This is a genomic window from Streptomyces sp. NPDC048461 (genome assembly GCF_055587105.1).
The window spans coordinates 205,092-228,286 of record NZ_JBVJGW010000008.1 but is presented as its reverse complement, the minus strand read 5'-3'; the positions used below and the strand labels follow the sequence as shown (position 1 = coordinate 228,286).

Annotated in this window: 19 protein-coding genes; 10 read left to right on the top strand and 9 right to left on the bottom strand. The window is 74.1% G+C overall.

Annotated features, from left to right (window positions below; all coding sequences use genetic code 11):
• Window positions 1-72 precede the first annotated feature (72 nt).
• Window positions 73-1,101 carry a TolB family protein gene (locus tag ACZ6S8_RS16785; protein ID WP_469456367.1) on the top strand — a complete coding sequence of 343 codons (1,029 nt, stop codon included), beginning with the start codon at window positions 73-75 and terminating at the stop codon, window positions 1,099-1,101.
• Between the two features lie 102 nt (window positions 1,102-1,203).
• On the opposite strand, the gene ACZ6S8_RS16780 is transcribed toward ACZ6S8_RS16785, so the two are convergent.
• Entirely contained in the window at window positions 1,204-1,890 is a 687-nt protein-coding gene (locus tag ACZ6S8_RS16780) for a GNAT family N-acetyltransferase (protein ID WP_469456365.1), read from the bottom strand.
• Between the two features lie 140 nt (window positions 1,891-2,030).
• On the opposite strand from ACZ6S8_RS16780, the gene ACZ6S8_RS16775 reads away from it, so the two are divergent.
• Window positions 2,031-2,831 carry an alpha/beta fold hydrolase gene (locus tag ACZ6S8_RS16775; protein WP_469456363.1) on the top strand — a complete coding sequence of 267 codons (801 nt, stop codon included), beginning with the start codon at window positions 2,031-2,033 and terminating at the stop codon, window positions 2,829-2,831.
• A gap of 72 nt (window positions 2,832-2,903) precedes the next feature.
• Here the strand turns inward: ACZ6S8_RS16775 and ACZ6S8_RS16770 are convergent, their stop codons facing one another.
• Window positions 2,904-3,674 carry a GntR family transcriptional regulator gene (locus ACZ6S8_RS16770; protein ID WP_469456361.1) on the bottom strand — a complete coding sequence of 257 codons (771 nt, stop codon included), beginning with the start codon at window positions 3,672-3,674 and terminating at the stop codon, window positions 2,904-2,906.
• Window positions 3,675-3,852: 178 nt separating this feature from the next.
• On the opposite strand from ACZ6S8_RS16770, the gene ACZ6S8_RS16765 reads away from it, so the two are divergent.
• From ACZ6S8_RS16765 to ACZ6S8_RS16755, 3 genes are all read left to right on the top strand, one after another.
• Complete coding sequence (locus ACZ6S8_RS16765) at window positions 3,853-5,166, top strand: PTS transporter subunit EIIC (protein ID WP_469456359.1); 1,314 nt, start codon at window positions 3,853-3,855, stop codon at window positions 5,164-5,166.
• 99 nt (window positions 5,167-5,265) lie between these two features.
• Window positions 5,266-6,321 carry an SIS domain-containing protein gene (locus ACZ6S8_RS16760; RefSeq protein ID WP_469456357.1) on the top strand — a complete coding sequence of 352 codons (1,056 nt, stop codon included), beginning with the start codon at window positions 5,266-5,268 and terminating at the stop codon, window positions 6,319-6,321.
• A gap of 120 nt (window positions 6,322-6,441) precedes the next feature.
• The gene (locus ACZ6S8_RS16755; RefSeq protein ID WP_469456355.1) at window positions 6,442-7,110 is read left to right on the top strand and encodes a (2Fe-2S)-binding protein; all 669 of its coding nucleotides are present in this window, start codon (window positions 6,442-6,444) and stop codon (window positions 7,108-7,110) included.
• A gap of 133 nt (window positions 7,111-7,243) precedes the next feature.
• On the opposite strand, the gene ACZ6S8_RS16750 is transcribed toward ACZ6S8_RS16755, so the two are convergent.
• Both ACZ6S8_RS16750 and ACZ6S8_RS16745 read right to left on the bottom strand, forming a co-directional pair.
• Window positions 7,244-9,007 carry a S8 family peptidase gene (locus tag ACZ6S8_RS16750; protein ID WP_469456519.1) on the bottom strand — a complete coding sequence of 588 codons (1,764 nt, stop codon included), beginning with the start codon at window positions 9,005-9,007 and terminating at the stop codon, window positions 7,244-7,246.
• Window positions 9,008-9,275: 268 nt separating this feature from the next.
• Window positions 9,276-10,715 carry a cation:dicarboxylate symporter family transporter gene (locus tag ACZ6S8_RS16745; RefSeq protein WP_469456353.1) on the bottom strand — a complete coding sequence of 480 codons (1,440 nt, stop codon included), beginning with the start codon at window positions 10,713-10,715 and terminating at the stop codon, window positions 9,276-9,278.
• A 106-nt stretch (window positions 10,716-10,821) separates the two neighbouring features.
• Here ACZ6S8_RS16745 and ACZ6S8_RS16740 point away from each other — a divergent pair, with 106 nt between their 5' ends.
• Both ACZ6S8_RS16740 and ACZ6S8_RS16735 read left to right on the top strand, forming a co-directional pair.
• The gene (locus tag ACZ6S8_RS16740; protein ID WP_469456351.1) at window positions 10,822-12,591 is read left to right on the top strand and encodes a sensor histidine kinase; all 1,770 of its coding nucleotides are present in this window, start codon (window positions 10,822-10,824) and stop codon (window positions 12,589-12,591) included.
• Window positions 12,588-13,292: a response regulator gene (locus tag ACZ6S8_RS16735; RefSeq protein WP_469456349.1), complete on the top strand. Its 705-nt coding sequence runs from the start codon at window positions 12,588-12,590 to the stop codon at window positions 13,290-13,292. Before ACZ6S8_RS16740 ends, ACZ6S8_RS16735 begins: the two co-directional genes overlap by 4 nt.
• Here ACZ6S8_RS16735 and melC2 read toward each other — a convergent pair.
• Window positions 13,247-14,095, bottom strand: coding sequence for a tyrosinase MelC2 (gene melC2, locus ACZ6S8_RS16730; protein ID WP_469456347.1), 849 nt, complete (start codon window positions 14,093-14,095; stop codon window positions 13,247-13,249). The genes ACZ6S8_RS16735 and melC2 overlap by 46 nt on opposite strands.
• Entirely contained in the window at window positions 14,092-14,484 is a 393-nt protein-coding gene (gene melC1, locus ACZ6S8_RS16725) for an apotyrosinase chaperone MelC1 (protein ID WP_469456345.1), read from the bottom strand. Before melC1 ends, melC2 begins: the two co-directional genes overlap by 4 nt.
• A 302-nt stretch (window positions 14,485-14,786) precedes the next feature.
• Between melC1 and ACZ6S8_RS16720 the strand changes: the two genes are divergently transcribed.
• Window positions 14,787-16,178, top strand: coding sequence for a glutamate decarboxylase (locus ACZ6S8_RS16720; RefSeq protein ID WP_469456343.1), 1,392 nt, complete (start codon window positions 14,787-14,789; stop codon window positions 16,176-16,178).
• A gap of 65 nt (window positions 16,179-16,243) precedes the next feature.
• Here ACZ6S8_RS16720 and ACZ6S8_RS16715 read toward each other — a convergent pair whose 3' ends face one another.
• Entirely contained in the window at window positions 16,244-17,980 is a 1,737-nt protein-coding gene (locus tag ACZ6S8_RS16715; RefSeq protein WP_469456341.1) for a sigma-70 family RNA polymerase sigma factor, read from the bottom strand.
• Between the two features lie 180 nt (window positions 17,981-18,160).
• Window positions 18,161-18,811 (bottom strand): MerR family transcriptional regulator, encoded by a 651-nt coding sequence (locus tag ACZ6S8_RS16710; protein ID WP_469456339.1) that lies wholly within the window; start codon window positions 18,809-18,811, stop codon window positions 18,161-18,163.
• A 127-nt stretch (window positions 18,812-18,938) separates the two neighbouring features.
• Here ACZ6S8_RS16710 and ACZ6S8_RS16705 point away from each other — a divergent pair, with 127 nt between their 5' ends.
• Together ACZ6S8_RS16705 and ACZ6S8_RS16700 are read left to right on the top strand one after the other, a co-directional pair.
• The gene (locus ACZ6S8_RS16705) at window positions 18,939-19,946 is read left to right on the top strand and encodes a hypothetical protein (RefSeq protein ID WP_469456338.1); all 1,008 of its coding nucleotides are present in this window, start codon (window positions 18,939-18,941) and stop codon (window positions 19,944-19,946) included.
• Window positions 19,947-20,108: 162 nt separating this feature from the next.
• Window positions 20,109-22,382 carry a hypothetical protein gene (locus ACZ6S8_RS16700; protein WP_469456337.1) on the top strand — a complete coding sequence of 758 codons (2,274 nt, stop codon included), beginning with the start codon at window positions 20,109-20,111 and terminating at the stop codon, window positions 22,380-22,382.
• Here ACZ6S8_RS16700 and ACZ6S8_RS16695 read toward each other — a convergent pair.
• Window positions 22,354-23,184, bottom strand: coding sequence for an IclR family transcriptional regulator (locus tag ACZ6S8_RS16695; RefSeq protein WP_469456335.1), 831 nt, complete (start codon window positions 23,182-23,184; stop codon window positions 22,354-22,356). The two genes, ACZ6S8_RS16700 and ACZ6S8_RS16695, sit on opposite strands and share 29 nt — an antisense overlap.
• Between the last annotated feature and the right edge of the window lie 11 nt (window positions 23,185-23,195).

Sequence of the window (23,195 nt, the reverse complement as noted above, 5' to 3'; positions counted from 1 at the left end):
CCGGACCGTTCCGCCCGTCGCCCGGCACCCACCGGGCGGGCACCGGGCACGCACCCGTACCGAGAGGCCCCGATGACCCTCCAGCGCCGGATGCCGATCCTCGCCGCCGTCCTCGTCCTGCTCGCCGCCGTGGCGGTGGGCGCCGTGTGGCGGGCCTCCTCCCGGGCCGACGAGAAGGACCGCGCCCGGGAGGGCGGCCCCCGCGTCTCCCGCGGCGAGGTGTCCCTGGCCCCCGGCGACGGCGGCCGCCGGATCGTGTTCCGCACCATGGCCTGGGGCCCGCACCGCGACGAACTCGCCACCGTCCCGGCCGCCGAGCCCGGGGGCGACCGCACCGCCTCCGGGGTGAACTGCCTGCGCTTCCACGCGGCGGCCGGTACCGGGATCTGCCTCCGGGCGGCCGGGGGCGGGGTCCGGGGCGGCTACCGGGCCGTCGTCCTGGACGCCCGTCTCGCCGAGGTCGCGGCGTACCCGCTGGCCGGCATACCGACCCGCGCCCGTGTCTCGCCCGGCGGACACCTCGCCGCCTGGACGGTCTTCGTCGGCGGGGACTCGTACGCCGGTACCGACTTCTCGACGCGGACCTCCGTGGTCGACCTGCGCACCGGCCGCCTCGACGCCTCACTGGAGGACTTCGCGGTGGTCAGGGACGGCAAGCCGTACCGCAGCGCCGACGTGAACTTCTGGGGGGTCACCTTCGCCGCCGACGAGCGGACCTTCTACGCGACCCTGGCCACCGGCGGCCGGACCCACCTGGTCCGCGGGGACCTGGTGGCGCGGACGGTGACGACGCTGCGGGAGAACGCGGAATGCCCCTCGCTGTCGCCCGACGGCACCCGGGTGGTGTTCAAGAAGCGGATGCCCGGCGGGCCGGCCGAGGCACCCTGGCGGCTGTACGCCCTGGAGCTGGCCACACTGGCCGAGACCCCGCTCGCCGAGGAGCGCAGCGTCGACGACCAGGTCGTGTGGGCGGACGACCGGACCGTCGTCTATTCGCTTCCGGGGGACTTCGGGGCGGACCTGTACTCCCTGCCGGCCGACGGCACCGGCGCCCCTGCCCCGCTCGTGCCGTCGGCCCTGGGTCCGGCCTTCCTCGACTGATCCGGACCGCAGCCGTGCGGTGCACGGGCCGGTGCCGGGGGATCGAGGATGGCCGGGACGCGCCCGACCGGGACGGGCCGGCCGCGACAGGGCCGGCCGCGGCTAGGCGGGCACCAGGGTCTTGCGGCGTCGCTTGCGCTGCGCCGCGGGCGACAGCTTCAGCTCGATGACCGAGCGGACGGCCGGCCACTCCTCGTCCAGGACCGAGTAGAAGGCCGTACTGCGGACCGCTCCGTCCAGCCCCCGGGAATGGGCCCGGCGGACCCCCTCGGAGGTGAAGCCGAGACGTTCCATCGCGGCCCGGGAGCGGCCGTTCCGGGCGTCCGCGCGCAGGGAGATGCGCCGGACGCCCCAGGTCTCGAAGGCATGGCGGAGCATGAGGAGCTTCGCCTCGGTGTTGATGCCGGTGCCCTGGGCGCCCGGGGACAGCCAGGTGTTGCCGATCTCGGCGGCATCGGGGATCGCCGTCGCCGGATCGCCGAACGGGACGCCCGGCACGGCGGGCCACACCAGGGGCCCCTGCCAGTAGTCGAGTTCCAGGAACCGGGTCGAACCGACCACCCGTCCGTCGGTGGCTCTGACCACCGCGAACGGGAGCGATCGACCCGCCGCCTGATCGGCGAGGGCACGGTCGATGTACTCGTGGGACGCCTGCAGCCCGTGCGGCACGGGGGTGAAGGCGTAAGTCGTACGATCCTCGGCCCCGGCCACGGCCAGGGCCTCGGTGTGGTGGGGGGCGAGGGGCTCGAGCCGCACGGTGCGGCCGGCGAGGAGTACGGGTACGGGCACGGAGCCTTCGGTCCTTCTAGGCGGTGGGGTGGTTGCACAGTCTGCGTCCCTGACGTCGCCCCCCGTGCAAAACACGAGTGAAAGGCAACGGGCTGTCAGGTGAACGCGAGTGGCTCAATGTAGCCCCTTAAAGTCCTCTCATGAACCCCCGATTCGGCAATGGCGCGCGACTCTTTTTCGATGATCTCGGTCCCCGTGCCGGGGCACCCGTCATCCTGATCCACGGACATCCGTTCAACCGCACGATGTGGGCCCCCCAGACGGCCGCGCTGACCGCGGCCGGCTACCGGGTCATCACGCCTGACCTGCGGGGATACGGGGAAAGCCCGGTGGTCCCCGGCACCGCACTGCTCGCTGACCTGGCGGACGACCTGGCCGTTCTGCTCGACGGTCTGGGAATCGAACAGGCGGTCGTCGGCGGTGTGTCCATGGGCGGGCAGATAGCGATGGAGATGCGACTGCGCCACCCGTGTCTGGTGGGCGCCCTCGTCCTCTCCGACACCTCCCCGGTTCCGGAGACGCCGGAGGGCGCGGAGTTCCGCCGGGCGACCGCCGAGCGGCTCCTCGCGGAGGGAATGGGACCGTATGCCGACGAGGTCATCGACAAGATGCTCGCGCCGTACAACGTGACCGCGATGCCCGCCGCCGCCGCGCACGTGGACGCGATGATGCGCGCGACCGATCCCCGGGGCGCGGCGGCAGCCCTGCGCGGCCGCGCGGAGCGTCCGGACTACCGGCCGGTGCTCGCCGCCGCGGGCGAGCCCTGCCTCGTGGTGGTCGGCGCGGACGACGTCTACACCCCCGTCGCCGAGGCGCGGGCGCTGCACGCGCTGATGCCGCACGCGGTGCTCGCCGTCATCGAGGGCGCGGGCCACCTGCCGGGCGTGGAGCAGCCGGAGGCCTTCAACCGGGTGCTGCTGGAGTTCCTCGCCGGGCTGTGACCCGGTCCGGTCCAGGGTCTTTCGTCGTGTGCCCGGGTGCCCAACGGCGCCCGGGCACACCGCTTTCCCGTGTCAGTCTGTCTGGAGGGTGGTGCGCAGCCGGTACCGGTCGCCGCTGTACTCCACCGTCGACAGCAGCAGGGCCCGCTGGTCCCGGGTGAACACGGTCTGGTCGAGGACGAGCACGGGCGCACCCCGGTCGATGCCGAGGTGCCCGGCGAGCTCCTCGTCCGCCGTGCGCGCCTCGATGGTGGCCTCGGCGCGCTCGGGCGCGACCCCCCAGCGGCGCAGCTCCTCGTAGAGGGAGGCCTCGCGGAAGTCGGTACGGGCCAGGTCGGGGGCGAGTTCGGCGACGACCAGGGTGCGGTCGACGGCGATCCGTACGTCGTTCAGGAGCCGGATCCGCTCCAGGCGCAGCAGCGGGGTGCCCGCGGGCACGTCGAGGCGGTCGGCGTCGTCGAGGGACGCGGTGACCGTGTCGTGGCGCAGGACCACCGAGCCGGCCCGCATGTGCTTGCGGCGGGCCGTGGCGGTGAACGACTCCAGGTCCTTGGGCCAGTCCCGGGCCGGCGCCGGGGGCGTGGCGGCGGAGACGAACCAGCCGCGGCCGTGGGAGGCGGTGACCAGTCCCTGGTCGACCAGGTGGGCGAGGGCCCGGCGCAGCGTGACGCGGGACACGTCGAGCCGGGCGCACAGTTCGCGCTCGGGCGGCAGCTTGCTGCCTTCGGGCAGGCCGCGCCGGGCGATCTCCTCGCGGATGCGTTCGGCGGCCCGGGACCACAGGGGGTCGGCGCCGCCGGCGGTCGCGGAGGCGACCGGGGAGGTCGTGGCGTCGTCGGTCATGCCCGGAACCATACCACTGGCTACCACTTGGTTCGGGGCCGAGGGCCTGGGAGCGCCGGGACCTAGGTCGCGACTTGGTCTCCCTGTTGCAGACCACATGGGACCACTATTGACCAATAAAAAACCTCTCAGTACCTTCGGGGTCATCCCCACCCCCGCTCGACGAGGAGTACCCGCGATGAGTACGGCCACAGCTCCGGCCACCGGAAGGAAGCCGGCCCGGATCATGCCGGTCCTGCAGCGCATCGGCCGCAGCCTGATGCTGCCCGTGGCCACGCTTCCGGCAGCCGCGCTGCTCAAGCGGCTGGGCGGCGCCGACCTGCTGGGCCGCGAGAGCTTTCCGGAGGTCGTCCGCAAGCTCGCGATGATCCTGGACGCGGCCGGCGAAGCGGTGTTCTCCAACCTCCCGCTGCTCTTCGCGATCGGTGTGGCCATCGGCTTCGCGAAGAAGGCCGACGGGTCCACGGCCCTGGCCGCGGCGGTCGGCTACCTCGTCTTCAAGGCCGTGCTCGCCAGCCCGGCCTTCCCCCACGGCGTCGACGGGGAGCCGCTCGACGCCAAGGTCCTCGGCGGCATCGTGATGGGCCTGATCGCGGCCCTCCTCTACCAGCGCTTCAGCCGCACCAGGCTTCCCGACTGGCTCGGCTTCTTCGGCGGCCGCCGCCTCGTGCCCATCCTCAGTGCCTTCGCGGGCGTCGGCGCGGGAGTGGTATTCGGAGTGGTATGGCCCACCGTCGGCAGCTGGTTCTTCCACTTCGGCGAGTGGCTGGTGGGCACCGGTGCCTGGGGCGCCGGCATCTTCGGCCTCGTGGTCCGGGCCCTCATCCCGATCGGGATGCACCACTTCTTCTCGTTCTTCCCCTGGTTCGAGGCGGGCACCTTCGTCAACCCGGCCACCGGGGCCGAGGTGCACGGAGACATCCACCGGTTCCTCGCCGGCGACCCGACCGCGGGCCAGTTCATGACCGGCGGCTTCCCCATCTACATGTTCGCCCTCCCCGCCGCCGCCATGGCCATCGCGCACACCGCCCGGCCAGAGAACCGCACCATGGTCAAGGGCATGATGATCTCGGTCGCCCTCACCTCCTTCGTCACGGGCGTCACCGAGCCCATCGAGTTCGCCTTCATGTTCGTGGCCCCGGTGCTCTACGCCGTCCACGCCGTCCTCTTCGGCGTCTCCATGGCCCTCTGCTACGCCCTCGGCATCCGCGACGGCTTCGGCTTCTCCTCCGGCGCCATCGACTACGTCGTCAACTACGGCATCGCCACGAAGCCGCTGCTGCTCATCCCGATAGGCCTGGGCTTCGCCGCCCTCTACTACGTGATCTTCCGCTACGCGATCGTCCGGTTCGACCTGCCGACACCGGGGCGCGAGCGCGATCCGGAGACCGCCGGCGAGGGGACTCCCGCGGGCGAGGGGACCGCCGGTTCCGCGGGGTCCGCCGGGCCGGGAGGGGCGATCGAGCCCGCCAAGGCCGACGCCACCACCTGACCGGCCCCGCGCCGCACCCCGCGCGCCCGCGCCGTACCCCGCGCACCGCCGCCGCGCACCCCTCCGTCGCCCGACCCACCAGACCCCCCAGGAGCCACCATGTCCGGATCCCGCATCACCTTCCTCCAGGGCCAGGCCGGCCAGGGCGCCGCCCTCGCCCGGATCGCCGACCGCGTCCGTACCCGGCTCGCCTCCCCGGAGCTGGCGGGCCTGCGCACCGCCCGGCGGCCCCTGTTCGCCGGCATCGGAGCCTCGTACGCGGCCCTCGCCGTCCCCGTGCAGCAGCTGCGCGAGGCCGGGGTCGTCACCCAGCGCGTCCTGTCCAGCGAGATCGAGTCCGGCACCACCGGCTTCGACACCGACTGCCTGATCGCCGTCTCCCAGGGCGGCCGCAGCTCCGAGACGCTCGCCGCCTTCCGGCGCGCCGCCCCCGGCATCACGAAGACCGCACTGCTCAACGTCGTGCCCTCGCCGCTCGGCGACCTCGCCGAACTGGTCGTGGACCTCGGCAACGAGTCCGACTCGTACGCCTCCACCATCGGCTACACCGGCACCGTCGTCGCCCTCGACCTCATCGCGGGCGCCCTCGCCGGCCGTGACGGCGACCCGTGGACCGCCATCGCGGAGCAGACCGCCGCCGTCCGCCGGCAGGCCGCCGAGGTCGTCGCCGGGCTGCGCGAGCGCGGCGCGCGGTGCATCGCCTCCGACGGCGTCGCGGCCGGGGCCTCCCGGGCCTCCGCGGAGGAGGGCGCGCTGCTGCTGCGCGAGGTGGTCCGGATGACCGCGGCCGCCTCGGCCACCCGCAACTACCTGCACGGCGAGATGGAGTCGGCGGGCAACACCCTGCACCTCGTGTACGGCGACGGGCGCGAGATCGAACTGGCCCGCTCCCTGGCCGCGGCCGGCCACCTCACCCTCCTGATCACCGGCGTGGACGTGGAGGTCGCCGAGAACCTGTTCGTCGTCCGGCTCCCGAAGGCCGCCGACGCCGTACGCGTGGTCCTGGAGACCGTGGTCCTGCAGGAGCTGGTGGCCCAGCTCAGCGACGAGCGGGGGGTGCCGATCGAGTCCTTCGTCTTCGCCAACGACGACACCAAGGAGGGCGGGCTCGACATGTCGGACTTCGAGGTGGCCGCCCACTCCCCGACGGGCTGAGACGGCCGGCCGGGGACCGCCCCGGCGGGCGCCCGACCGGGCCTGAGATCATCGGGGCATGCACTGCGTGAGGGAACCGGGCGCCGGGTGCGCCCCCGGCACCGGACCGGGAGCCTGACCTTGGACGACGTACTGCGACGGCTGGCCGCCGTCGGCCCCTTCTTCGCTGTTCCGTCCGGGAAGGAGCCACCCGGCCCCGGATTCCGGCCGCTCGGCGACCTGTACGGGGAGCACCTGGAACCGTACGTGGCCGAGGTGGGCCGCCGCATCGGCACCGGACCGGACCGGGTCGCCGCCTCGACCGCACAGTTCGGGATCGCCTCGAGGCTGTGGTCGCTCGGGCTCGGGTGCCTCGCGCTCGCCGGGCGGGTGCCGGACCTGGATCCCGGCCGGGTGTGGTGGCGGCTGCCCCGCGCGGGCTCGCTGGAACTGTGGCTGCCCGAGCCCGCCGCGCTGCCGGCCGGGGCGCTGGCGGAGAGCGTCCTCGGGAACCTGAACCGGCTGGACACGGGCCTGCGCGAGCGGTTCGGGGTCTCGCCCAAGGTCCTGCGGGGCAACGCGGCCTCGGGGCTCGTCGGGGCCCTGCGGGTGCTGACCGACCGGGTCGAGGGGGACGCGGCCGTGGGCGCGGCGGCCGCGCTGCTGGGCGACGGCGGGCCGCTCGCCGGCACCGGAACCTTCCTCCACGAACCCGGGCTCGGCGTGGCCTTCGTCCGGAACAGCTGCTGCCTCTACTACAAGGTGCCGGGCGGCGGCTTCTGCGGGGACTGCGTCCTGAGGACCAGGTAGGCCCCGCGGAAACGGGAGCGGGGCCACCGGGGGCAGCTGCACTGCTCCCCGATGGCCCCGCGGCGGCACGGCGACGTCGCTTCCGGCTGGTCGTCCGTGTGCCGTGACGAGCGGTCCCGGTGTCCCGACCCGACTAGAAGGTCAGGCTCCAGGAGTCGATCTTGCCGGTGTCGCCGCCGGCGTTGTCGTTCACCCGGAGCTTCCAGGTGCCGTTCGCGACCTCCGAGGAGGCGTTGACGGTGTAGGTCTGGTTGATGTTGTCGGTGCTGCCGCCCGAGCGGTTGTGCACCGTGTACACGGTGCCGTCGGGAGCCACGAGGTCGACCTTCAGGTCGCCGATGTACGTGTGCACGATGGCCACGCCCACCTTGAGCGTGGCCGGGGCGTTGCCCGTGACCCCGCTCGCCGTGATCGGGCTCTCGACCGTGGTGTTGTCGCCGATGGCGAAGTCACCCGTGTTCTGGAAGAACGTGCCGGGGGGCGGGGTGGATCCGACGGCCTTGAGGGCGTCGACCTGGCCCTCGCCGAAGAAGCCGTTCTTGGCGGTGGTGCCCTTGCAGCGGGTGTCCGACGGGCAGGCGACGTCGCCCGCCTGGGTGGACAGCTTGTCGCGCAGCTGCGCCGGCGTGATGCCCGGGTTGGTGCTCGCCAGCAGCGCGGCCACGCCCGCGACGTGCGGGGAGGCCATCGACGTACCACTCATGCTGCCGTACTTGCCGCCCGGCAGCGTGCTGTAGATGCCGGTGGCGTCACCGCCGGGCGCCGTGATGTCCACGACGTTGAGGCCGTAGTTGGAGTACGAGGCCTTCGCGGTGGTGCCCATCGCCGAGACCGTGACCACGCCCGGGAGCTCGGTCGGGATGTCCAGGCAGGCGTTGGTGATGGTGCGGGTGACCGGCGTCGAGTCGTTCGGGCTCTCGGTGTCGGTCGTCTTGTTGGCCAGGTCGAGGTTGGAGTTGCCGGCCGCGGCGACCTGCAGCGATCCCTTGCCCTCGGCGTACTCCTGGGCGCGCTTGACGCCCTCGATGATCGCGGCCTGGTCGGCGTTGTCCGGGCAGTTGAACTGCCACGGGTCCGTGTAGTAGCTGTTGTTGGTGACCTTGAAGCCGTGGTCACCGGCCCACATGAAGCCGCAGACGGTGTTCTCGGCGAAGAAGAGCGAGGAGCCCGGCTCCGCGATGCGCACCGAGGAGATCTTCACGCCCGGGGCCACGCCGATGACGCCCTTGCCGTTCTTGGCGGCGGCGACCGTGCCGGCCACGTGCGTGCCGTGGGTGCCGACGTCGCGCCAGGCACCGGCGCGGGTGTCCGCCTTGCCGTACGCGCAGGAGGCGGAGTCCGCAGCGTTGAAGTTCGGCGCGAGGTCCTGGTGCTGGTCGTCCACACCGGTGTCCAGGATGCCGACCTTGACGGCGGCGGACCCCGTGGTGACGGCCCAGGCCTGGTCGGCCTTGATCTGCGTCATGTCGGCGCGGACGGGCTCGCCCGAACCGGTCGCGGACTGCGCCGGGTTGGCGGGCAGCGCCGGGTTGTAGGCGTCCGCCGGTACGTCCGAGGTGCGGGTGGCGCCGACCTGCTGGACCCCGCTGACGCCGCGCAGGGTGGCGGCGAAGGAGGCCGAGGAGGAGTGGGCGACGATGACGCCGATGGCGTCGTAGTACGCGAAGACCGTGCCGCTGTTGGCGGTGACGGCGGAGCGCACCGCCGAGCTGTCACCGGGGGCGGTGATCACGAGGTAGGCGCGGGTTCCGGCAGCCCAGGTCGCACTCTGGGAAGCCGGGGCCGCTGCCTGCGGCGCGGGGGCCGGGGCCTGGGCGGCGGGGGAGACCGGGGCGGTGCCGGCGATCGCGGCGGGGGCCCCGAAGGCGAGGGCCGCGCCCAGGGCGGCGGCCAGCACCAGGGTGCGTCGGGGTCTGCGGGATATGTGGGGTATCAATGCGTCCTCCGATGACCCGGTGGGTCGCACCTACCGGGCCGTACGAAACGAGTGGTGGACGCAAGATGTCAGACGCATGCCCCGGTGCGGAAGTACCTTTTGCAACACGGGGGTTCGTTTATCGGTGGCGGCTAACCGAGTATGGGTGAGATGTGTGGTCTGTGCCGGGTCGGCCGGGCCGGGCACCGTGGGGGCGAGCCCGGCCCGGCCTTCCCGCGCGGCGTTCCGGTCAGGCCGGAACGCCGTCCTTGTCTCCGTACGGCTGCACCGGTACGGCATCCTTCCCGGCGACCGCACCGGTGCCGCTCGCGGTGCCGTTCCCGGTGTCCTTCCCGGCGCCGCCGGCCCGGCCTCCGGGGCCTTCGGCGTCGCTGCCGTGCGCGTCGTCGACCAGGGTGCTCTCGTCGAACGGGAGCCGTCCCGCGAGGACTTCGGCGGCGCGGGCGTGGTCGAACTCCTTCGTCCACGTTCCGATGAGGACCGTCGCCACCGCGTTGCCCGCGAAGTTCGTCAGGGCCCGGGCCTCGCTCATGAACCGGTCGATGCCCACGATCAGCCCGACCCCGTCGACCAGCTCCGGCCGGTGCGACTGGAGGCCGCCGGCGAGGGTGGCGAGCCCGGCGCCGGTCACGCCGGCCGCCCCCTTCGAGGCGATGATCATGAACAGCAGGAGGGAGATCTGCTCGCCGAGGGCGAGCGGCTTGCCCATGGCCTCCGCCACGAACAGCGACGACATCGTCAGGTAGATCGCGGTCCCGTCCAGGTTGAAGGAGTACCCGGTGGGCACCGTGATCCCGGTGACCGGGCGCGACACCCCCAGGTGCTCCATCTTGGCGATCAGCCGGGGCAGCGCCGACTCGGACGAGGAGGTCGACAGGATCAGCAGGAACTCCCGGCCCAGGTAGCGCAGCAGCGCGAACACGCTGACACCGGTGCACAACCGCAGGAGCGTGCCGAGCACGACGAAGACGAACAGCAGGCAGGTCGCGTAGAAGCCGATCATGATGACGGCCAGTGACTTCAGCGCGTCGATGCCGGTGGCCCCGACCACCGCCGCGATCGCCCCGAAGGCGCCCACCGGAGCGACCCACATGATCATCGCCAGGATCCGGAACACCAGCTTCTGCACGTGCCCGATCCCGCGCAGCACCGGCTCGCCCGCGGCGCCCATGGCCTGCAGGGCGAATCCGGTCAGCAGCGCCACCAGCAGCGTCTGGAGCACCTCGCCGCCGGTGAACGCGGACACCATCGTGGTCGGGACGATGCCGAGGAGGAACTCCGAGGTGCTCTCCGCCCCGCCCGCCTCGGCCTGCGCCTCGCCCGCGCTGCGCGCCGCCTCGGTCAGGTGGAGGCCGCTGCCCGGCTCCAGCAGGTTGCCGACCAGCAGACCGATGGCGAGCGCCACGGTGGACATGACCATGAAGTAGCCGAGTGCGAGCCCGCCCACGGCCCCCACCTTGGCGGCCTTGCGGACCGATCCGATGCCCAGCACGATCGTGCAGAAGATCACGGGCGAGATCATCATTTTGATGAGGTTGACGAAGCCGGTGCCCAGCGGCTTGAGCTCCACGGCCACGCCGGGTGCGGCGAAGCCGACGGCGATGCCGAGCAGCACCGCGGCGATCACCGCGATGTAGAGATAGTGCGTTCTGTCGCGCCTGGCGGCCACGATGCCTCCTGGTGGTGATTACGTCCCGGGAGGACCATCGCGCGCCGCTGTGACCCCGGTCACCCTTGCGTTCATTGAGTTCACGGCCCGGTGCACACTGAGCGTCATGTTCCGTTTGCCCCGTCCGCCGCGCAGCCTCGCCGGCCAGCTCTTCGCCATGCAGGTGCTGCTGGTCGCCGTGGTCGTCGCAGGCTGTGCCGTCTTCGCGTACGCGACCGCCCGAGGCCAGGCCGAGGAGGCCGCCCGCCGGCAGGCCGGAGCCGTGGCCCACGCGGTCGCGGACTCCCCGTCCGTGCGCGAGGCGGTACGGGAGGCCGTGCGCGGCGCCGATCCCTCGGCCCGGCTCCAGCCCTACGCGGAGCGGGTCCGCGTCGACTCGGGGGTCGACTTCGTCACGATCATGGCCCCCGACGGCCGGCGCTGGACCCATCCCGACCCGCGCCGGATCGGCGAGCCCTTCCTCGGGAACACCGCCCCCGCCCTGCGCGGCGAATCCTTCAGCGAGACCTACACCGGCACCCTGGGCCCCTCGATCCGGGTGGTCACCCCGCTCGACGACGGCGGCCGGGTCGTCGGCATGGTGAGCGCCGGCATCACCGTCCGGGCGATCAGCGACCGGCTGGCCGCGCAGCTCGCCGCCCTCGCCTGGGTCGCCGCCGCAGCGCTCGCCCTCGGCGGCATGGGCACGTACGTGGTCAACGCCCGCCTGCGCCGCCACACGCACGGGATGAACGCCGCCGAGCTGAGCGGGATGTACGACTACCACCAGGCGGCCCTGCACGGAGTCCGCGAGGGTCTGCTCATGCTCGACGGCCAGCGCAGGATCACCCTCATCAACGACGCCGGGCGCGAACTGCTCGGCCTGGGCGACGGGATGCGGGGCGCGTCCGTCGCCGGCCTGGGCCTGCCCGCTCCGCTCACCGGGGCCCTGCTGGCGGACCGGCCGAGGGTGGACGAGGTGCACCTGACGGCCGACCGGGTGCTCGTCGTCAACAGCTCGCCCGTCGCGGGCGGCGGCCGCCGCGGCACCGTGATCACGCTGCGCGACCACACCGAGCTGCAGTCGCTGACCGGCGAGCTGGACCACGAGCGCGGCTTCACCCAGGCGCTGCGCTCCCAGGCCCACGAGGCCGCCAACCGGCTGCACACGGTGGTCTCCCTCATCGAACTCGGCCGCGAGCGGGAGGCGGTGGAGTTCGCCACCGCCGAATTGGAACTCGCGCAGGCGCTCACCGACGAGGTGATCACCGCGGTCGGCGAGCCCGTCCTGGTGGCCCTGCTCCTCGGCAAGGCCGCGCAGGCGCACGAACGGGGCGTGGAACTCGTCGTCACCCCGGACAGCCGCCGGCTCGCCGCGGGCGGCGGACTGCCGCCGGCGCGCGACCTGGTCACGGTGCTGGGGAACCTGATCGACAACGCGGTCGACGCCGTCGCCGGCGTACCGGCCGCGCGGATCGCGGTCACGCTGCGTCCGGCCGGCGGCGAACTGCTCCTGCGGGTCGCCGACAACGGCCCCGGCCTCCCGGAAGGGGTCGACGTCTTCCGCCGCGGCTGGTCGGGCAAGGGTGAGGGCCGCGGGCTCGGCCTCGCGCTGGTCCGTCAGGTGGCCGACCGCTACGGCGGCGCGGTCACCGCGGCGCAGGGACCGGGCGGCGGCGCGGAGTTCACCGTACGCCTTCCCCTGGCGGCCGCGGCGCCGGAAGACGGAGGCGACCCGGCGGGGGAGCGCCGGGCCGCCGGTCGGGTACCCGGGCAGGCCGCCCGGCAGGGGCCCGGACCGGCCCCGGGCGGGCCGGCGGGACAGACCACCGGGCAGGGTTCCCGGGCGGCGGGGCCGCAGCCCCGGACGGCCCGGACCGACGGGGACCGGGCATGACGGGCGGGGACGTGCGGGTGCTGGTCGTGGAGGACGACCCGGTGGCCGCCGACGCGCACGCGCTCTACGTCGGCCGGGTGCCCGGGTTCACGGCGGTCGGCGCCGTGCACTCCCTCGCCGAGGCCACCCGCGTCCTGGACCGGACCCGCATCGACCTGCTCCTGCTCGACCTGACCCTGCCCGACGGGCACGGCCTGCGCTTCGCGCGCGGGCTGCGCGCCGCCGGACACCCCGTCGACGTGATCGTCGTGACCTCCGCGCGGGACCTGGCCGTGGTCCGCGAGAGCGTCTCCCTCGGCGTGGTCCAGTACGTGCTCAAACCCTTCGCGTTCCCCACCCTGCGCGAACGGCTCCTGCGCTACGCCGAGTTCCGCGCGACGGCGGGCGAGGCGGCCGGCCAGGACGACGTGGACCGGGCCATGGCGGCCCTGCGCGCACCCCGCCCGGCCGAGCTCCCCAAGGGGCTGAGCGCGCCGACCCTGGACCGGGTCGCCGCCCTGCTGCGGGCGGCGGACGAGGGGCTGACCGCGGCGGGGGCGGCCGGGGCGGCGGGGATCTCCCGGATCACCGCCCGCCGCTACCTGGAGCACCTGGTCGACAGCGGCCGCGCGGACCGCACCCCCCGGTACGGTCAGGTCGGCCGCCCCGAACTGCACTACCGCTGGCTGGCGGCAGCGGCGGGCTCGGTGTCGAACGTGTAGAACTTCCGGTGGTCCAGCATGTCGGCCGGGGTCACGTCGTTCCACGGCCGCATCGTGTCGCGCAGGTCCACGACGTTCGCCGTGCCGGCCGCGGGCAGGTACGTGGACTGCGGATGGCGGGTCTGCCAGTCGGCCCACAGCTTGTCCACGTAGGCGTGGTGCATCCAGAACACCGGGTCGTTGGGCGAGACGCCGGTGCCCATCTGGCCGCCGACCCACACGTGGACCCGGTTGTGCAGGTTGGCGCCGCGCCAGCCCTCCAGGTTGTTGCGGAAGCCGCTCGACGAACTGTTCCAGGGGGCGGTGTCGTACACAGGCATGGCCAGTACGGCGTCGACCTCGGCCTTGCTCGGCAGTTGGGCGACGCCCTCGCCGAGGGCCCGGCGCAGGTAGGCGCGCCCGTCCACCCGCACGTTCACGTTCCACTTGCCCGTCGCGTACGCGAACGGTCCGTCGAGGACCTGCCCGTCGCGGGCGCGTCCGGTGCCGCCGAGGAAGTCGGCCGCCCAGAGGGAGGAGCGGGAGGTGCGGTCCGTGGTCCAGTCCCAGTACGGGAGCGCCACCGACGCGTCCACCGCCTGCAGCGCCGCTTCGAACTCGAGAAGAAAGCGGCGGTGCCAGGGCAGGAAGGACGGGGAGCGGTGGCCCACCCGGTCGCCCGAGTCGGTGTCGCTCATGATGAAGCCGTTGTGGGTGGTGACGAACCGGTCGTAGCGGCCGGTCCGCTTCAGCTCCAGCAGGGCGTTGGTGAAGGCGCGCTTCTCCTCGGGCGTGAGCGCGGCCTGGTTCTTGCGCACGGTCATGCCGCGCCTCCCATCGGTGCGAACGGGGCGAGGGTGGCGCCCTGGAGCTCGCGCACGGCGGCGCGGGCCAGTGAGGTCGGATCGGCGAAGGTCTCGTAGTGGTTGATCACGCTGATCCACGTGCCGTCGGCGTTCCGCATCACGTGCAGTTCGCGGCCGTCTATTCGGACGGTGGGCTGGCCGGGGGAGTGGTGGCCGCCGTGGTGGCCGCCGGCGCCCGGGGTGATCTGGATGCGGCGGCCCTTGTAGACCTCGTCGACCGTGCCCGCGTCGGTGGGTGTGGACGGGGCGGGGGTGGCGCTGGCGCTCGTGGCGGCAGCGGCGAGGCCGAGTGCGGTGAGTACACCGGCAGAGGTTCCCAAGGCCTGCCGGCGGGTGATCGTGTTCATGGAGCGAAGAGGTATCAGTGCCGGCAACACGGTTGGCTTGTATCAGGACATGAGCGGATAAGTTGTTGGTAGAACAAGTTGGATGATCTTCCCGTTCGTACCGGCTCCAGCGGTGGGGACGGGAAGATCTACGCGGGTAACACTACTGGACAGTAATTTCTTCGGCCGACCCGGGCTTCTATGGGAGGGGTCACATCGCAGACTAGGCCGGAAGCCGCGCCGGCAACCGTGCGAGAAGGTTCCTGACGGGTGGTTCAGGGCGGTTGAGTCTGATATTGGTTCTATTCACCTATAGTCCCGATATGGCTCTCCATGAGACGAAGGACGTACGGGGCCCTGACGCCGATTCGGACGTGTTCGCGTCCGCCCTCAGCGGCCAGATCCTCCCGAAGTACCGGATGCCCGACGACCACTCGCCCACCGAGGTCGTCTACGAACTCCTCCACAACGAGCTGCTCCTCGACGGCAACGCCGCCCAGAACCTGGCCACCTTCTGCACCACGTGGTCGGACGACGGCGTGCACCGCCTGATGAACGAGTGCCTCGACAAGAACATGATCGACAAGGACGAGTACCCGCAGACCGCCGAGATCGAGTCCCGCTGCGTCAACATCCTGGCCGACCTGTGGAACGCCCCCGAGGGCACCACCGCGGCCGGCTGCTCCACCACCGGCTCCAGCGAGGCCGCCATGCTGGGCGGCCTCGCCCTGAAGTGGCGCTGGCGCGAGCGCCGCCGGGCCCAGGGACTGCCCACCGACCGGCCCAACCTGGTCTGCGGGCCCGTGCAGATCTGCTGGGAGAAGTTCGCCCGGTACTTCGACGTCGAGCTGCGCCAGGTCCCCCTGGAGGAGGGCGCCACCGGCCTGCTGCCCCACCAGCTCGCCGCACACGTCGACGAGAACACCATCGGCGTCGTCGCCATCCTCGGCGTCACCTACACCTGCGACTACGAGCCGGTCGAGGAGCTCGCCGCCGCGCTCGACCGGATCCAGGCCGAGCACGGCTGGGACGTCCCGATCCACGTCGACGGGGCCAGCGGCGGCTTCGTCGCGCCGTTCCTGCACCCCGACGTGGTCTGGGACTTCCGGCTGCCGCGCGTCGCCTCCGTGAACACCTCCGGCCACAAGTACGGGCTCGCGCCCCTCGGCGTCGGCTGGATCGTCTGGCGCACGGCGGACCTGCTCCCCGCGGAACTCGTCTTCGACGTCGACTACCTGGGCGGCGACATGCCGACCTTCGCCCTCAACTTCTCCCGCCCCGGCGGCGAGATCATCGCCCAGTACTACCTCTTCCTGCGCCTGGGCCGGGGCGGCTACCGCCGCGTCCAGCAGGCCTGCGCCGAGACCGCCCAGTACCTGGCCGGGGAGGTGGCCGCGATGGGGCCGTTCACCCTCCTGTACGACGGCGAGGGCGCCCTGCCCGCCGTCTCCTACACCCTCACCGACCCGGCCGCGGCCGGGTTCAGCCTCTACGACCTCTCCGACCGGCTGCGGATGCGCGGCTGGCAGGTGCCCTCGTACCCGCTGCCGGCCGACCGCCAGGAGACGGTCATCCAGCGCGTCCTCGTCCGGCACGGCGTGACCCGCGACCAGATCGCCCTGCTCGTCGAGGACCTGCGCCGGGCCGTGGAACACCTCACGGCCTCTCCGCCGCCGGTCCCCGCGACGGAGCCCAGGTCCGGCTTCCACCACTAGGGGTGCCTACCGGAACCCCGGCGGGGCCGGGGTTCCGGAACCGCCGGGGGTTCCGGGAGGACCGCTCAGCGGGCCCCGAAGTTCTGCGTCCACCAGGGGCCGCCCGCACCCTGGTGGATGCCGACGCCGATGTCCTTGAAGGAGCAGTTGAGGATGTTCGCGCGGTGCCCCGAGCTGTTCATCCAGGATTCCATCACCGACTGGGCCGTCTGCTGGCCCTTGGCGATGTTCTCCCCGTACGTCGACCAGCGGTACCCGGCCGCGGTCGTCCGCTTGCCGGGGTCCGCGCCGTCCGGGCTGGTGTGCGAGAAGAAGTCCCGCTTCGCCATGTCGTCGGAGTGGCCCTGGGCGGCCGCGCGCAGCTGCGGGTCCTCCTTCAGCGGGCCGCAGCCCGCCGTGGCGCGTTCCTTGTTGACCAGGGCGACGACCTGGCCCGCGACGCCCGGCGGGGCCGGAGCGGGCGCCGGCGCCGAGGGCTTGGGGGCGGGGGCGCTGGAGCGGCTCCTCTGAGGCGTCGGGCTCGCGCTCGGGCTCGGTGCGGTGGAGGGCGAGGCCGAGGCCGACGCGGACGGCGACGGGGAGGACGAGGGGGACTGCGACGGCGAGGCGGACGGCGAACCGCTGGGGAGCGGCGAGACGGGGTCGGTGGCCGAGAGCGCCGCCAGCGGTGCCGGGGACGCGGTGCCGCCGGCCTCGGTCGAGCCGGAGCCGGGGAGCGTGCCGAGGTAGGCCAGCCCGCCGCCCGCGACGCAGGCGGCGATCACGGCGCCGCCGACCACCCGGCGGCGGCTGCGGCGGCGCCGGCGCAGTGCGCCGCGAGAGGCCGCCACCGCCTCGCCGGAACCCGGCCCGCCGGCCGGTCCACCGCCGGCCGCTCCGCCCTTGTCGCCCGCGCGGCGCCGGGCCGCCCGGCCGGGGCCCGACACGGTGGGCGTGAGCTGGGTGGCGGCGTTCGCGAAGTCCGCCCCGGAGCCGTCGGCGAAGGCCGCGGGCGCGGGGTCGAAGCCGGCCGCCCCGGCCGTGCGCATCCCTGCCAGCAGGGCCGCCGAGACCGGCACGAGGGCCAGTCCGGCCAGCAGGCCCTCCGCCGGAACCAGGCCGCTCCACAGGCCGGAGCACCGTACGCATTCCCGGGCATGGCGGGCTATTCGCTTGCGCCACAGGGCGGAGGGCGCCCCGTTCCAGCCCGCGGTCACCTGCCGGAGTCCCTCGCACGGCGGCTGCGCGTCCAGGGCCCGCTCGACCACCCTGGCCGCCTCCAGCTGGGCCTTCATCCGCTGCACCCGTACCCCCGTGTGCTGCGGGGGCAGTTCCAGCGCGGCGGCCACCTCGGCCCGGGTCAGCTCGCCGGCGCACTCCAGCCACCACAGCGACAGCAGCGCCCGGTCGTCCGGCTCCAGCCACCGGGTGGCGCGGGCCGTCTCCCGGCGCTGACCCGCCAGGTTGAGCCGGGTGACGGTCAGGTCCACGAAGTCGGCCCCGGGGTCGGCGACGTCCTCGGCCGCCTCCAGGCCGCTCGCGCCCAGACCGTTCTGGCGGGCCTGCCAGTGCGCCCGTACCCGGTTCATCGCGATCGCCACGAGCCAGGACCGGAAGCTGTCGTCCGTGCGCAGGCCACCCAGCCCGTCGAGCGCCCGGAGCATGGTGTCCTGCACCACGTCGTCCACGTCGCAGGACCCGTTCAGGGCCCGCCCGACGATGTTGTAGACGAGCGGCAGGTGGGTGCTGACGAGCTCGTCCTGGGCGCGGGGATCGCCCGCGCGGGCCGCTGCCACCAGCGCTGCCGTGTGCTGAGTACTCATGTGATGTTCCCTGTCCGTACCGGCGGTCGATGATGCCCGATACCTGGGAGACCGTCGAGCGGGGCCCTGATAACGCTTTTCCCGAACACTTTTTCCGAACGTCCCTCCGGTGGGTCCCTCCGTCGCGTCCCGCCCGCGCGTCTCTCCCGCGCGTCTCTCCCCCGCGTCTCCTCCGAACGTCTACCCCGAAGTCGGCCGGGGCGCCTCCGGGGCGTCCGGGCGAGGGTAGCGCCGCGCCGATGCGTCCGACTGGGCGAGCCGCCGCAGGCAGGCCAGCATCGCATCCCCGAGGACGGTGCCGACCACCACCCGCTCCGCCATCTCCTCGGGGCGGTGCCGCCGGGCCACGAACGCCAGGTCGGCCTCGGCGATCTGCTCGGACGCCGCCGCGAACTCGTCCAGGAAGTCCAGGTAGTCCCCGTGGCCGACCTCCAGCAGCGAGGCCAGGGCCGAGGCCAGCGAGGCGGCCGCGGCGTGGTCCTCGGGCACCTGCCATCCGCGCCGGGCGATCAGCTCTCCGACCATGGCCCGCGCCCGGTCGCCCGACTCGCGTCCCGGCTCCGGTGCGGGGGCGGGGTCCACGGTCCGGGCGGCCGCCCCGAGCAGCGCGTGCACCGGACGGTCCAGGTCCTCCACCGCCTCAACCACCTTGCCGACGGCGGCCAGGGGCAGCTTGCCGACGTCCGTCAGGGCTCGGATCAAGTTCAGCCTGCGGACGTGGCGTTCGCCGTACTGCGCCTGGTTCGGGCTGCTCAACTCACCCGCGGGCAGCAGGCCTTCGCGCAGATAGAACTTGATCGTGGGCACCGGTACGCCCGTCGAGCGGCTCAACTCACCTATGCGCAACGTGAATTCTCTCTTTCGTGCGGTCCCGGGGCTTGCGTGGAGGCGACCGGGAACGGACAGTGAAGCTATCGGACATTGGATAGTGCCGATATCCACTATGGGGGGTAACAGAATGCGGAATCGTTTCACGGGCTGGCACCGGCCGCTGCTCGTCCTCGCGGCGGCCATGGCCCTGCTCGCCCTGGCGTCGGGGGTGGGGCTGATCGTGGACGACCGGCGGCTGGTCGGCTCCCCGATCTGGCACAAGCCGTTCAAGTTCTCCGTCTCCTTCGCCGTGTACGCGCTCACCCTGGCCTGGATGTACGCGCTGCTCTCCCGCGGCCGGCGGACCGGATGGTGGACCGGGGTGGTGATCGTGGCGGCGGCCGTCATCGAGATGGCCGTGATCGTAGGCCAGGTGATCCGCGGGCGGCGCAGTCACTTCAACAGCGAAACGCCCCTCGACGAAGCGCTGTTCAGCGTGATGGGAACGACAGTGGTCGTGTTGTGGCTGGGAACGCTGGTCATGGCGCTGGTGCTCTGGCGCGGGCCGCGCGCGGACCGGGCGGCCACCTGGGGGATCCGTCTCGGCTCGGTGATCGGACTCGTCGGGCTGGCGCTCGGCTTCCTGATGACCACGCCGACCGACGCGCAGCTCGCGGGGCAGATCACCGACACGATCGGCGCGCACAGCGTCGGCGTGCCGGACGGGGGCCCGCACCTGCCGGTCACCGGATGGTCAGCCACCGGGGGAGACCTCAGGATCGCCCACTTCGTGGGCATGCACGCGCTCCAGCTGCTGCCCCTGCTTGCACTCGCGCTCGCCTTCGCGGCCGCCCGCTACGGATGGGCCCTCGGCGAGGCGGTGCGCACCCGCCTCGTGCTCGTCGCGGGGGCCGGGTACGCGGCCCTGGTGGCCCTCACCGCCTGGCAGGCCCTGCGCGGCCAGGCGCTGACCTCGCCGGACGCGCTCACGCTCGGGGCGGCGGCGGCGCTGGCCGCCGTGGTCGCGGCGGGCGTGCTCCTGGTCCTGCGGACCGGCCGCCCGGAGCCGGCGGATCCGACGGACCCGGCGGGTCCGGCGCGGGACGGGGCGGGGGCAGAGCCGGCGCCGGACGGTGCGGGGGCGGCCGGCCGCTGAGCCGGCCGCGGGGGTGCGCGGCGGTGCCGGCCGCGGGGTGCCCCCTCGCGTGGTGCGCGGCTGCTCCCGATCCGGGGAACTGCGGCTCCCCGCAGGTTCGTTGGGGTAGTCGAACGGACTTACGGGGAACCATAGGACGACACGGCGCATGTGGGGGGCGGCATGTCGGCATCGTTCTCGACCACGCGGTTCTTGCCGGAGCTGTTCTCGCCGCGGCCGACCGCACCGCCGCGCGGGAACGCCTCCGCGCGGCCCGGGCCCCGCCCGGTCGCGGCCGAGGACGTGTGGCGGACGCCGGGCGGGCGGATTCCGCTGCTCCGGGAGGTGCCGCCCGAGGGGGCCGGGGTACACCGGGCCGAGGGGCCGGGCGGACCGCCCGCTTGCGTGCCGCGCGACGCCGCGAGCCTGCTGCGGGCCGCCCTCGCCGAGCCCGGCCCCCGGTTCGTGCTGGTGGTGGGCGAGGGCCTCGCCGGCGCGACCCGGCTCGCGCACGAGGTGGTGCGGGCCGTGCATCCCCGGTACGCGTTCGTCCGGCCGCTCTCCCCTGCCGCCCTGCCCGAGGCGGTACGGATCGCCGCGCGGCGGCGGCGCGCGGTGCTGTGGCTGGACGGCCTGGACGACCACCTCGGCTTCGGAGGCCTCACGGCCGCCCACCTGGACGGGCTGCGCGGGGCGGTGGTGGTGGCCACGCTGCGGGCCGCGGAGTACCGGCGCCACCGGGCGCGCGAGGCGAGCCGGCTCACCGGCTGCGACCGAGGCGCCTGGCGGGCCGAGTACGACCTGCTCGGCCGGGCGGTCGTCGTCCCCCTCGCCCGGACCTCGACGCCGCGGGAGCCGGACGGGGCGGCCGCCCGCCGGGAGGACCCGCGGATCGGGGCCGCCCCGGACGCGGGGGAGGGCCGTGGTCCCGCCGGCGTCCCGGCGGACGGCGCGCGGTCGGTGGCCCGGTGGACCGCCGGCCTGCCGCCCGGGGCCCCGTCGGGCGGCGGCGCGGTGGTGGCCGCGGCCGTGGACTGCCGACGGGCAGGGCTGCGCCGCCCGGTGGCCCGCGCCTGGCTGCGGGCGCTGTACCCGGCCTACCTGCCCGGGCCCGCGCCGGACGGGGGGACCGGCGAGGAGGCCGGCGCGGGCTCCGGGCGGCGGCCTCCGGGCGGGCCGTTCGGGGCGGCTCCGCTGGAGGCGCGCGGGAGGGGTTCGGGGCCGACCCCCGGCGGGGGATCCCGGACGGGGCCGGGCCGGGGGTCCGGGGAGGCGTTCGGCGACCGTTCCGGCGGCATTCCGGGCGGGGCCCCCGGCGGCCGTGCCGGGGCGGAGGCGAGCCGGGGCGCCGCTGCGCCGGCCGAGCGGGGTTCGGAGGGGGCGTTCGCGCAGGCTCTGGCATGGGCGTGCGGGACGGTGCCGGGCGAGGCCGCGCCGGGTCTGCTGACCGGGAACGACCGGCTCGGGTACGCGGCCGACCGCCGTCTGCTGGACGCGCCGGGGCTCGGGCCGGTCCCCGAGCACCTGTGGCAGGGGCTGCTGGATCGCGCCGGGCCCGGCGACGCGTACGACCTGGGCCTCGTCGCCCGTCAGGAAGGGCGCCCCGCCCGCGCGGTACGGGCGCTGACCGCGGCCCGGCGGGGCGGGGTGGCCGAGGCGGAACTGCCCCTCGCGCTCGCGCTCGGCGACGCGGGCCGGCCGCGCCGGGCCGCCGCCGACCTGGCCGCGCTCACCCGGCGGAGCGAACTGCGGCTCGGCCCCCGCCACCCCGACACCCTGGCCGCCCGTCACCAACTGGCCTTCTTCACGGGGGAGGCCGGGCATCCGCGCGCCGCCGCCGCGCGGTTCGGGCTGCTGGTCGCCGACGCCCGGGCCGTGCTCGGCGCGGGGCATCCGGACACCCTGGCCGCCCGCCACCAACTGGCCTTCTTCACCGGCGAGTCGGGCGACACCCGCTCGGCTGCGGGGCAGTTGGCGTCCCTGCTGGCCGACGCGGTGCCCGTCCTGGGGGCGGACCACCCCCGGGTGCTGGCCGTACGGCGCGGCCTGATCTGGTACCGCCCGGCGGAGCGCGCCGAGGCCGTCCGGGAGTGGGCCGCGCTGCTCGCGGACACGGAGGGGCGGCTCGGCCCCGACGATCCGCACACCCTGGCCGTCCGCGCCGGTCAGGCGGCGCTGGCGGCCCGTACCGGGCGCACCGCCGAGGCCGTGCGGGCCTGGGCGGCCCTCACCGCCGACCGCGCGCGCGTCCTCGCCCCGGACCACCCGCACGTCGTGCACTCCCGGCTGGAGTGGGCGCGGGCGCTGATCGCCGCCGGGCAGCGGCGGGAAGCCTCCGCGCTGCTGTTCCGGGTGCTGGAGGAGGGCGCGGAGTTCCTGGAGCCGGGCCACCGCCACCTGTGGCTCGCACGCGCGCTCCGCGCCGGGCTCACAGCAGCGGAGCCAGGGCCTCCGTAGCGGTGCGCAGGGCAGGGGCGTACGCCTCGATCTCCTCGCGCGAAACCAGGAAGGTGACGGTGGTGACGCTGACCCCGCCGACCGGGCGGCCGTCAGGCCGCAGGACGGCCGCGCCGATGCAGCGGATGGTGGGTTCGTTCTCCTCGTCGTCCAGGGCGAAGCCCCGGGCGCGTACCCCGGCCAGTTGCGCGCTCAGCTCCCGGGCGGTGGTCAGCGTGCGCACAGTCCGCGCCGGCAGACCGGCGGCGGCGATCAGCTCCCGGACCTCCGCTTCGGGCAGGTGCGCCAGGATGCTCTTGCCGATGGCGGTCGTGTGCAGCGGCATGCGCATGCCGACGCGGGACGCCGTGCGGAAGGGCTGGTCGCTCTCCAGTTTCTGGATGTAGGTGATGGTCTCGCCGCTGTGCAGCGCGAGGTGCACGGTCTGGCCGGTGGTCTGCTGGAGCTCGCCGAGGATGCGTCCGATGCTCGCCGGTTCCCCGCCGGTGACCAGCGCGGACAGGCCGCGCAAGCGCGGACCCGCCCCGTACCGGCTCTCGGAGTCCTGGCGTACGAAGCCCTGCTCGACGAGCGAGGCCAGGATCCGGAAGGTGCTCGACTTGGGCACGGCCGCCGCCGCCGTCACCTCGGCCAGCCGGTGCGGGCCGCCGGGCGCCGCGACCGCTTCCAGGATGCGGAGCGACTTCTCCAGCGCCGAACCGGCGGAGGAGGTCCGTCCGCCGCGCGCACCGTCCGCCGGTCGGTCCGCCGGTCGGTCCGTGGGCCGGTCCGGGGGTCGGTCGATCGGGTCGTTCGGTGACACGGGAACTCCCG